The following is an 11030-nucleotide window of genomic DNA, read 5'->3' on the forward strand; positions in this document are numbered from 1 at the left end:
TCATTGAAATATGTAATTGAAGTCTCTCAAGTTTATCTCTACGGTTTCTTCAGCATAGCTCAAACCTTATTATCGACGTACGTCTTTAGGCGCATCTCCATTGGGCCAGTCTTTATCTTTATTAGCTTTTACAGGGCGTGGTAAGTGAGTAAAGTAACTAGCAATATCGACTGCTTCTTGATCGCTAAGAGAGTTACCTTGTCCAAAAGGCATCTTACCTTTGATAAAAGCAGCTGCTGTGTATGTTCGTGCCATACCTGCGCCATCGTTAAAAGACTTTTCTCCAGCTACCGCTGGATAAACGTAAGAACCATCGTCATTATATTGACCTTCACCATTCTCACCATGACAAACACTACATTTTTCAGCGAATAATTTTTTGCCATTATCTGTGTCAGGCTCCAAATTTTTATCTATTTTTACAAAGCCGCGACCTTCGGGTGAGACACCGTATGGCAAGTCTTGTGATAGCCAGCTCATATAAGACACCATTGCATTCATATCATCTGAACCTAGATCAAGCGCTTTGCCGTTCATTGAGCGTTCAAAACATCCGTTAATACGCTCTTGAATTGAGTTGACACGACCACCACGACTACGGTAAATAGGATAGATACCTGGCATACCATTCCAAGGAGCAGCGTAAGCTTCTGAGCCATTACCTAAATGACAGCTAGTACAATTTAATTGGTTGCCAACATTGTCGGGCAACTCTTTATAAGTATGATTAGCAATTTGCAAGCCGCGACGCACAGCTGCGCCAAACTCGTCATCTGGAATAGTAGACTCGTCAGGCATACTAACAGTCAATTTAGCGCTTGGATTTGAGGCCATATCTTCCTTAATTGCTGCAGCTTGTGACTCAAGTGATTTAACTCGTGCTAAAGCTTCAGCTTCTTCCACTCTGTCAACCGCTTTAACCTCTGTTTCACTACATGCTGTTATGCTTACTGCACTAATAGTTAAAGCGGTAGCCATCAAATAAGAAGTATGATTAATTTTAAATAATTTCTTCACTGGAATATCCTTATTATAAAATATAATATCCGATTTTATATCTATATGTTAAATTGCCGAACATACTGATAGTAGTGTGTCTAATTTTAGGGATAAGTCAATTAGTTAAAAACTTCTTAACCTATAGTCAGCCATGCGGTATCTGTCCAAATGAATTAATAGAAATCAATACCTTCATTTGCCATAGTTATTGGTATGTCCGCTTCAAGACATGCCTCATAACCACCAGCAATTGAGGCCACTTGCGTATAGCCAAGTTCTGCTAGTGACTGAGCTGCTAGCGCCGCGCGTCCACTGCTTTATGACAAGCAACTTGAGCCTGTGCTACAGGTATTTCAGTAATTTGTATTGTTAAACGATCCAATTTAGATTATTTAGCATTTTTTCTTATGGATATGAAGCGCTATGCTTGGTTAACCCAGACAGTCCGGTTATCAGTGGCAATATAACCACATAAGCATAAACAAACAATGCTGCCACCATTGCCAGATGGAAGGCCCAATCTACCCAATAATTGAGACTTCCTAAACTAGAATTAAAAAATAATGGCAAAGTAAAAAAGCCAATCCCTGCCGCAATAGCTGCTAGTACAGTGGTAAAACGATATGCTAGCTTTTGATGCCTACCTACAATGCCCCAATAACTCCATGTGATCAGTAATAATAGAAATAATGTACCGACCAGCATCGCATTCTCTAATATAGCTTCCCACAACATCATAAATGCTTGATTTAAAAGTAACATGACAGCTCCTTTGCAAATGTTAGCGAAACTTAGTAAAAGTCCTCGCTTATATAAACGGTAGCCAGCTCATTGAAACTTATGAAGATACTGACTATCTGTACTATACGAGGTTAAACTCGACCTTTGGCAACAGCCATATAAGCAGGTTTCAGCATCATTTCTTCTAGAAACCATGCGAAATAGCTTTCTTTTAACGGGTTAACCAAAGGCACACTTGGGGTTAAATTATTTTCATAATCGAACTCAACAAGCATTGCCTCACCTTCTTTGATTAACAACGGACACGAGGTATATCCATCAAATTTTTGACTGGGTGCCTTGCCTTGTATTACTTCAATAAGATTGTTCGTCACTATGGGTGCGGAGAGCTTAACGGTTGCGGCTGTTTTACCTTTTGGCGTTCCATTAATATCACCGACCCCAAAAATATTTTCATAGCGCTTGTGTTGTAGCGTATATTTATCGACGTCAAGCCAACCATTTTTATTGGCTAAGGGGCTGTTTAGTATACTGTCTACTGCAAACATGGGTGGTACAACATGAATAAAATCATAGTCTTGTCGATTTTGATTGCCCTCTGAATCCGTGAAATAGGCAGCTTTTGCTGATTTATCGATGCCAGTTAATCGTTGCTCAAAGTTTGCGCCAATTGGTGGGTCATAAGATGCCCAGCGTGATAATATATTTTCGTTTACAACAGGCACGCTAAATACCGTCTGATGTGGACTAAAAAATTGAATATCACTGTTTTGTCGTGTACCTGCTTGTATGAGTCTGTCATGCACCATAAAGGTCATTTTCAATGGCGCACCTGCACACTTCATGTCAGTATGTGCTAGCGTCATTACGGCGCGCCCTCCTTTTTGACGAAAGGCATCTATTTGTTGCCATGTTTTTATAGCAATTTCTGGACTATGGTAAACACTACCAATGCCATCAGTGCCTAAGTCTTGAATATTAAGACCTTCTATTTTCTCAAAACCTAATCTTAAGCCAGTGGCTACCACTAGATAGTCATAGCCAATTTTTTTGCCGCTCTCAGTAATTACCTGATTGTTATCCGGTGAAAACTCACGGGCATTTTCTTGTATCCAATTTATTCCTGCAGGAAGAAGGTTGGCGTTACTGTCTATAACCTTGTCGGTATTATTCCAGACGCCTGTGGCTAACAAAGTGTAGCCAGGTTGATAATAGTGAGCTTGTCGACTGTCTAGTATAGTCAAGGTTGCGTTGGGAAGTTGAAGACTCAATCTATTGGCAACGGCCAATCCTGCAATACCAGCACCGACAATAACAATATTAACTTTTTCTTGAGCTGTGGGAGACGATACGCAGCCATTCAGTGACATGCTGCCTATAACTGCTCCAGTTGCAATGCCTGCACCAATAAATTGACGACGATTAAATAATCTTGAAACTATTGGTTGTTTGTTATCGTCAGCGCGATTGGGATGCGCTGCCAACGCGTCTTGATTCGATATACTGTTTTGATTACTTGAATGTCGTTTCATAATGATCTCCTATGTCCTTCTATACCATTCAGAATAGTTAATTAAAATATATAGATATAAAACAAGGACATAAGAGCAAATGTTTTGTCCTTTCTATGGAGCTCTCAAGCTAATCAGCTTTTAAGCTACTGCTTTTTCATTAAAAGCAGCATTAAAAACTGGCTATTTTTGTATCTTTATCAACCATCAATTTAGCAATGGCTGCGGGGTCTGCTACGGCAACACCATCAATTAGCGCAGACTTATCAAGCCCTTTACCCGGAAGATAAATGGCACAAACTTCGACTGTAGTTTTGGTTTTTTCCATAACTGTCTTCATTAACCCTTGTGCACTCATATTCATTGGCGGTTGCCCTGTAATGACACTACTAGGCGCATCACGTAGTGCCATGTCACCAGCTGCACCGCAGAGCAATACGTTGGTTTCTGCTCCTTGCTTCGCTGATTGCATGGTGAGCACCATGGACATTAGCTGTACCTGAGCATCGTCCGATGTGACAATAACCAATAACGATGGTTTTGCTATCTTGATATGACGAGTTTCTTCAGCAGAAGCAGAACTAACTGCTAAAAAAGTGGCAACTGCAGTAAGGATAGGAATAAAGATTCGTTTCATAATATCTCTCAGTTTCTCACGAAGTTATCGGCTGCTATATTTGTTTATATGGCGAACAGCCGCTGGATAGTAATTTTAATCATATAAGTTTAAGACATGCTATTAGATAATAAGTTACAAGGTAAATTTAGAAAAACTAATAGTTATATTAAACTATATAATATTTTTTAGTATATTACTATGCTATATTTAATCTATTGCATCGTTGCAATGATTTAATAACTATCTAACTAAGGATAAACAAATGAGAAACCGTCAACATTCACGCGAAAACTGTTCATGCCAAGATGACATGGAACCAACTAACGTCATTCAATTCCCTCAACTCAACCAACCCTCACCAGACTTCAATGCGTTAACCACTGATGGTATGAAGTCATTAGCTGACTACAAAGGTAAATGGTTAGTACTATTTTCTCATCCAGCAGATTTTACGCCTGTATGTACTACGGAGTTCATAGCCTTTGCTAATAAAGCTGAAGATTTTCGTGCTAGAAACTGTGAATTGCTAGGATTATCTATTGATAGTGTGCATTCGCATATTGCTTGGATGCGTAACATCAAAGAAAATTTTGATGTAGAGATTACCTTTCCTATTATTGCTGATTTGTCGATGCAGGTTGCAAAGTCCTATGGCATGATTCAGCCCGGTGCCAGTGATACCTCAGCAGTACGTGCCACTTTTATCATTGACCCTGAAGGTATATTAAGAGCGATGGTCTATTACCCAATGAGTAATGGCCGCTCCGTTGATGAGTTCTTGCGTTTACTTGATGCGTTGCAAACCAGTGATGGCAACAAAGTTGCTACTCCAGAAAACTGGAAAGTGGGTGATCAGGTAATTGTGCCGTCACCTCGTACCGCTGCAGAAGCTGAAAGACGTGCTGACGAAGGCTATGAGTATAAGGATTGGTATTTTAGTAAGAAGTCACTGTAACAAATATGAATTTGTGAATTAGCGATTAATTTTGAGAAAGTTAAGCCTTATTAATTAACTAATATGCCTTGGCTTTCTCAAATACCATTACCTATATTTATGCCGCCAAAAGTGGGTTTTAGCGTCAACCAGCTGGCATAAAAGACTCGTATGTATCTATGGAGAGAGCATGAAAACCATTATTTTGTCGTTATTCCTTATGTTTGGTATGATTTTTTCTGCCAGCGCGGAAGATGCGTTATCTGTGCCACCACAGGAGGTCTGGAGCTTTGTGCAGGAGCATCCTGATGAGTTGTTATTTGTTGATATAAGAGACCCTATAGAAATCATGTTTGTTGGCTTTACGGATGCTGTGGATATTAATATCCCTTTTAAGGTAGCTAATCGCACTCAGTTCAATGAAAGTAAAGGCAGCTTTGCTATGCAAAGTAATCCAGAATTTGTCAATGAGATTGAAAAGGCACTAGAAGCTAAAGGACTTGATAAGGATTCTCTCATTGTGACGATGTGCCGTTCTGGCTCAGAACGTGGTAAACCAAGTGCAGATTATCTACTTTCGCAAGGGTTTTCAAACGTAAAATATATTGATCACGGCTTTCAGGGAAGCACAGTAAAAGAGGGTAAGATGAAGGGATTTCGTGTAGTGAACGGTTGGCAAAATGCTGGTTTACCTTGGTCGTCAATGATTAATGCAAACAAGATTAGTAAACCTTGATCCTTGCTAAGTGCTATATATAGATGGTTATTAGCACGGCATTTATGTTGAATGACTTCTACTACTGTTAATATTAAATCACTGAACGAGGTTTTATTATGATATTTCGACAACTATATGAGCCACTTTCTAGTACTTATACCTATCTTATAGGAGACGTCAATACAGGACAGGCAGTACTAATCGATCCTGTCATTGCGACGATGGATCGCGACTTAGCTGAGATACACAGATTGGGTCTGACTCTAGCTTATACTATTGATACACATATTCATGCGGATCACATCACGGCAGCTTTGGAGATGAAGCGGGCCGTTGGTAGTAAGATCGCTGCACCTGCCTACGACCGACTGGCATGTGCGGATGTTGGGCTAGAAGAAGGTATACCGTTTCAGGTTGCTGGTATTACTTTGCACCCATTGCATACACCAGGTCATACCGCAGGACATTTTGCTTATCTCTTCAATGAGCGCGTATTTACTGGTGATGCTCTTCTCATTGAAGGGTGTGGACGAACTGACTTTCAGCATGGTGATTCCGATGCATTGTACCACTCTGTGCGTCAAAAGCTATTTTCTTTACCAGATGAGACGCTAGTTTACCCTGCACATGACTATAAAGAACGCTTTGTCTCTTCAATCGCTCAGGAAAAAAAGCGCAATCCAAGGCTTGGTGGTGATACAACTCTCGAGGAATTTAGAGTTATTATGAATAACTTAAATCTGCCATATCCCAAATTTATAGATCATGCAGTACCTGGCAATCAGCAGTGCGGTGTCTGTCCAAATGACTTACCTGATAACCTAGCAGCATACTGTCGTCAGATGGCTCAAAGCCCTCAAGGCTAATAGGTCTTATTTTAGAGAGGTATTAAGCGCTTTTTGTAGTTAAGCGTTTTAATACCTTTACCTATATATAAGTAGAGCATTAAAATTTTTTGATGTACGGATGAATAGACTAGAACCGTTAATCATCGCATGCTACTCATAACAACCCCTGTCGCACAATAAACTGATAATGGCCTAAAGTTTTAAAACAGTTAGATTTAAGTCATGGTCAGTGCTAGAAGCAGTTAAACCAACCATTAGACCTAACATATCAGTCGACCCACCTAATCGCATACACAATACGTTCCTATTGAAAATAAGTAGCTAATAAAAATCAATACCTTCATTTGCCATAGTTATTGGTATGTCCGTTTCAAGACATGCCTCATAACCACCAGCAATTGAGGCCACTTGCGTATAGCCAAGTTCTGCTAGTGACTGAGCTGCTAGCGCTGCGCGTCCACTGCTTTGACAATATAGTAGGATTTCAGTATCAGCACCCTTAATAGCTGGCAGGTCAGAAATTCTAAATTCTAGTATGCCACGAGGTACTGATACTGCACCTTTGATATGGCCCGCAGCATACTCAGCAGGCTCTCTGACATCAATAATGATATCTGCTTTATAACAAGCAACTTGAGCCTGTGCTATAGGTATTTCAGTAATTTTCGCTTTCGCAGCGCTAACCAAGTCATGTGAAGTTTTCATATTAATGCCTTAGAATAAGTGAGTTCAGTCATATGTTTAAAGTAATTACAAGCCCATAGCCAGCTTGATTAATTGCGCAATAATAAAAATAGTCAAAAACCCTGCTATATACAATCCAATGAACCATGCCCATTGTGTTTCTTTTTTACTAAAATTTTTCATAACGACTTCCTAGTTAGCGTATTAATCAGCTTGTTAGGCTTAGTTGCTGTAATGACTTACAGCAACTGTCAGCTATTGATAGTCATGATTATCTATTATTAATACATATGCTCATGATCTGTTTTTCCCTTAAAGGTGTAATAGGCAAAAGCAGTATAACTTAGGATAATCGGTAGCATGATAACCGCACCAACGAGCATAAAGGATAACGACGTATCCGCCGCCGCGGCTTCATAAATAGTCATCTGATAGGGAACAATGTAAGGGAAAATAGCAAAACAAACACCGACATAACCCATCAGAAATAACGCGACCGTTAGTAGAAAGGGACGGTACTCTCGCTCACCTGTCAAGTCTTTACGCATCAAAAAGAAGAGCAATATCACAATGATTGGCATCGGAGCTAAGTAGAGGATACCTGGTAAACTGAACCAGCTTTCGATGGCTACGATATCTGAGAGGTACATAAACACCGTTACCACTATCATCGCTGCGACCAAAGCAAAAAGCAGCCACTCTGAAACTTTACGCGCCCATACTTGTAAGTGGTGTTCTGTCTTAATGATTAGCCATGTAGAGCCAAGTAAGGCATAACCAATAATCATCGCAAAGCCGCAGACGATAGAGAAAGGTGTTAACCAGTCGAATGGACCACCACTGTACAAACGATCGCTAGATTCTAGGCCTTGTATTAAAGCGCCCAACATAAGCCCTTGACAAAAAGTCGCTAACACCGAACCCACAAAGAAAAAACTGTCCCATACATGACGACGTGTCGAGGATTTAAATCGAAACTCAAATGCGACACCGCGCATAATTAGACCGAATAGCATAAAGATAACTGGTAGGTACAAGCCACTCATAACAATGCCATAAGCGACAGGGAATGCGGCAAATAAACCGCCGCCACCAAGTACGAGCCACGTCTCGTTACCATCCCAAAATGGAGCAATAGAGTTCATGATGCGGCTACGATTTTTGTCAGAGCCAGCAAAAGGAAATAAAATACCACAGCCCAAATCAAAACCATCAAGCAAAACGTATATGAAGACAGATAAGGCAACTAAACCGCCCCAAATTAGAGGTAAATCTAATACATCACCAAAGTTAAACATTAGCGTAACCCCTCATCATCTTTATCGTTTGCAGGCGTATCCAAGTCCTCTGTATTATCACGTTTGAGATTTTCAGTAGGGTTACTATCTCCACTTAATGTACGACCCTGACCTTCAGTCACAGAGTGCTCATAGAAATTATCTTCCGCAGGATCTTCATAAGGTTGTGGGCCTTTAGAGATCAACTTTAGAATGTAGAAGCTACCCGCGCCAAAGACAAAGATATATAGTACGATAAAGCCAATCAAGGTAGTGGCGACTTGTTGAGCAGCTACTGGTGAAATACTCTCAGCGGTACGAATGACACCATATACAGTCCAAGGCTGGCGTCCTACTTCAGTAACGAACCAACCTGAAAGCACTGCAATAAAACCCATCGGGGTCATGACCATCCATGCCCGGTGAAACCATTTGCTTTCAGGGTTGTAATGTTGTTTTTTGAAGTATTTATAGATACTGAACAGGCCGACAAGTACCATCAAGGTACCAATAGCAACCATAATCCGGAATGCCCAAAATACAATGGCGACAGGTGGCTGATCTTCTGGTGCCCAATTTTTAAGTCCTTTGACCTCACCATCTAATGAATGAGTCAGAATTAACCCTGAGACATAGGGAATACTTACTTCGTAATTATTAGTCTGATTTTCTTGATCTGGGATAGCGAATAGACGTAAAGCTGCACCGCGCTCATCTTCCCAAATACCTTCCATCGCGGCAACTTTAGCTGGCTGATGCTCTAAAGTGTTTAGACCATGCTCATCACCGATCAACACTTGAGCTGGCGCAACAAAGATAGCCATAATCATCGCCATACCGAGCATGACTTGACCGTGCTTGCGATTTTCAGTGTGTTTTTTTGATTGAATATAATAAGCGCCAACGCCGCCGATGACAAAAGCAGTCGTTAAGTAGGCAGCCGTTACCATATGTGCAAAACGGTAGGGGAAGGAGGGGTTAAATATAATCTCAAGCCAATTGGTAGGATAGAGAAGACCATCAGCGCCTATCATAAAACCTTGTGGCGTTTGCATAAAGCTATTAGCTGACAAAATCCAAGTAGCTGATATCAGTGTACCAATAGCGACAATCGCAGTTGAGGCAAAGTGCATACGTTTGCTAACGCGGCCCCAACCAAAGAGCATGATACCTAAGAAGGACGCTTCTAAGAAAAACGCCGTCAATACTTCATAAGCTAATAATGGACCTATGACGTTACCGGCTTTATCTGAGAACACCGCCCAGTTAGTGCCGAACTGATAGGACATTACAACGCCTGATACGACACCAAGACCAAAGACTACAGCAAAGATCTTGACCCAATGCTTATAGACTTCAGCATAGATAGGGTTACCCGTTCTAAGCCAACGAAACTCTAGTACCGTTAAAAAACTGGCAAGTCCGATAGAAAAAGCGGGGAAAACAATATGCCATGAAATGACAAAAGCAAATTGGATACGTGCGAGCATCAACGCATCCATCTGATCGATCACAAATGCAGCGAACATAAATGGTTACCTTTGTTTATTAACTGAGTGGCGCAACCTTCCATGATATGTTTAAGCAACTGTTCGTCCATAAAAGTAAAAAATATTACGGGTAATAGCCAATAGTTATTTAGCTAAAATTATCAATATAAGCTCTTAAAAATTAACAGTCATCTATCTGTTATACGAATGGATTGCTATATATAGTAGTCGTTAGATAATTATCGATGATATAAAAAATACTATGAAATAAAGATCAAAAAGATAATTAATATTCAACTGTTCTTGTTGATAGTTATTAGTAATATATTTAAATAAATCTGTAGTAATAATACACGATATACTATTGTATAGTATACAAAAATATATATTAATTATATTTAGTCAGTCAGTTACTATGCTTTAGACAAAAGAACGTGTCGTTCATATGCTGATTAAAACGTTAGACGATTACTTCTTTACATTCACAAGGTTAGCCATCTGAGCGATAGCGTCAAAGCCTGCAACCACTGTCTGCAGGCTTGAAGATCTAAAATAATGGGATAAAAAGCATATAGATAAAAACATACCTGAAAATGTGTAAGCACGAAGATAGGGGCAGTGTATTAAAGAGCTTAAACAAGTGAATTAAGTCATACACAAAGATACGGCTCTTTCAGCACATTGAGATGACTATTGAGTGAATTGAAGATACGCCCTAGTCAGTTTATCGATGACTACAAAAATGATCATGGGATCGAGCCAATCTGTCGAGTAGTGCTGATTGCCTCATCAAATTACTACTGTGCTAAAGACTTGGGAAATTGTTTTGAAAAGCGCTCATTACGAAGTTAGTACTATGAGTCCTATATTCGTGAGATTAAGCGTATTTGGCAGGAGATAAGAAGGGTTGGGTTATAGGTTGCTCGTTGGACGGTAGAGTGATGAATGACACAGCATGAGCTGCAAGGTGTTTGGCGTAGTACAACAAAGTAACAACTAACAGTCGTGATGACCAGAAGTGTATCCCTGACTTAGTCAATCTTAATGCTAATGCTTATTTGATCCATGTTGTCAATCCCGTATGAGCTATGCTGAAGAAACCGTACAACTAAACTTGGTAAACTAAGCGTATTAACTGGAGTTTACCATGACCAAGAAAGTAAGAACCTACAGTGACGAATTTAAAGCAGAAGCCGTTAAGAAAATAGC

At 40.0% G+C, this 11030-nt stretch carries 11 protein-coding genes; 3 read left to right on the top strand and 8 right to left on the bottom strand.

The window, feature by feature from the left end; genetic code table 11:
• Positions 1 to 69: 69 nt before the first annotated feature.
• The 4 genes from JMX91_RS10160 to JMX91_RS10175 form a co-directional block, all read right to left on the bottom strand.
• Positions 70 to 1017, bottom strand: coding sequence for a c-type cytochrome (locus JMX91_RS10160; protein ID WP_227679371.1), 948 nt, complete (start codon positions 1015 to 1017; stop codon positions 70 to 72).
• A 387-nt stretch (positions 1018 to 1404) separates the two neighbouring features.
• Positions 1405 to 1761: a hypothetical protein gene (locus tag JMX91_RS10165; RefSeq protein WP_201548939.1), complete on the bottom strand. Its 357-nt coding sequence runs from the start codon at positions 1759 to 1761 to the stop codon at positions 1405 to 1407.
• A 110-nt stretch (positions 1762 to 1871) separates the two neighbouring features.
• Entirely contained in the window at positions 1872 to 3272 is a 1401-nt protein-coding gene (locus JMX91_RS10170; RefSeq protein ID WP_227679372.1) for an NAD(P)/FAD-dependent oxidoreductase, read from the bottom strand.
• Between the two features lie 151 nt (positions 3273 to 3423).
• A complete protein-coding gene (locus JMX91_RS10175; RefSeq protein ID WP_201548940.1) occupies positions 3424 to 3888 on the bottom strand; it encodes a hypothetical protein in 465 nt (154 codons plus the stop codon).
• A 244-nt stretch (positions 3889 to 4132) separates the two neighbouring features.
• On the opposite strand from JMX91_RS10175, the gene JMX91_RS10180 reads away from it, so the two are divergent.
• The 3 genes from JMX91_RS10180 to JMX91_RS10190 all read left to right on the top strand — a co-directional run bounded on the left by JMX91_RS10180 (position 4133) and on the right by JMX91_RS10190 (position 6388).
• Positions 4133 to 4825, top strand: a complete 693-nt coding sequence (locus JMX91_RS10180; RefSeq protein ID WP_201548941.1) for a peroxiredoxin — start codon at positions 4133 to 4135, stop codon at positions 4823 to 4825.
• 169 nt (positions 4826 to 4994) lie between these two features.
• Positions 4995 to 5540 carry a rhodanese-like domain-containing protein gene (locus tag JMX91_RS10185; RefSeq protein ID WP_201548942.1) on the top strand — a complete coding sequence of 182 codons (546 nt, stop codon included), beginning with the start codon at positions 4995 to 4997 and terminating at the stop codon, positions 5538 to 5540.
• A gap of 98 nt (positions 5541 to 5638) precedes the next feature.
• Positions 5639 to 6388, top strand: a complete 750-nt coding sequence (locus JMX91_RS10190; RefSeq protein ID WP_201548943.1) for an MBL fold metallo-hydrolase — start codon at positions 5639 to 5641, stop codon at positions 6386 to 6388.
• Positions 6389 to 6691: 303 nt separating this feature from the next.
• Here the strand turns inward: JMX91_RS10190 and JMX91_RS10195 are convergent, their stop codons facing one another.
• From JMX91_RS10195 to JMX91_RS10210, 4 genes are all read right to left on the bottom strand, one after another.
• The gene (locus JMX91_RS10195) at positions 6692 to 7075 is read right to left on the bottom strand and encodes a rhodanese-like domain-containing protein (RefSeq protein ID WP_201548945.1); all 384 of its coding nucleotides are present in this window, start codon (positions 7073 to 7075) and stop codon (positions 6692 to 6694) included.
• 45 nt (positions 7076 to 7120) lie between these two features.
• Complete coding sequence (locus tag JMX91_RS10200) at positions 7121 to 7237, bottom strand: DUF2474 domain-containing protein (RefSeq protein WP_201548947.1); 117 nt, start codon at positions 7235 to 7237, stop codon at positions 7121 to 7123.
• A gap of 98 nt (positions 7238 to 7335) precedes the next feature.
• Positions 7336 to 8352, bottom strand: a complete 1017-nt coding sequence (gene cydB / locus JMX91_RS10205; protein WP_201548949.1) for a cytochrome d ubiquinol oxidase subunit II — start codon at positions 8350 to 8352, stop codon at positions 7336 to 7338.
• Positions 8352 to 9860, bottom strand: a complete 1509-nt coding sequence (locus tag JMX91_RS10210) for a cytochrome ubiquinol oxidase subunit I (RefSeq protein ID WP_227679373.1) — start codon at positions 9858 to 9860, stop codon at positions 8352 to 8354. Before JMX91_RS10210 ends, cydB begins: the two co-directional genes overlap by 1 nt.
• Positions 9861 to 11030 lie beyond the last annotated feature (1170 nt).

Origin of the sequence: Psychrobacter sp. Pi2-1 (assembly GCF_904846645.1) — a bacterium.
Lineage (GTDB): Bacteria > Pseudomonadota > Gammaproteobacteria > Pseudomonadales > Moraxellaceae > Psychrobacter.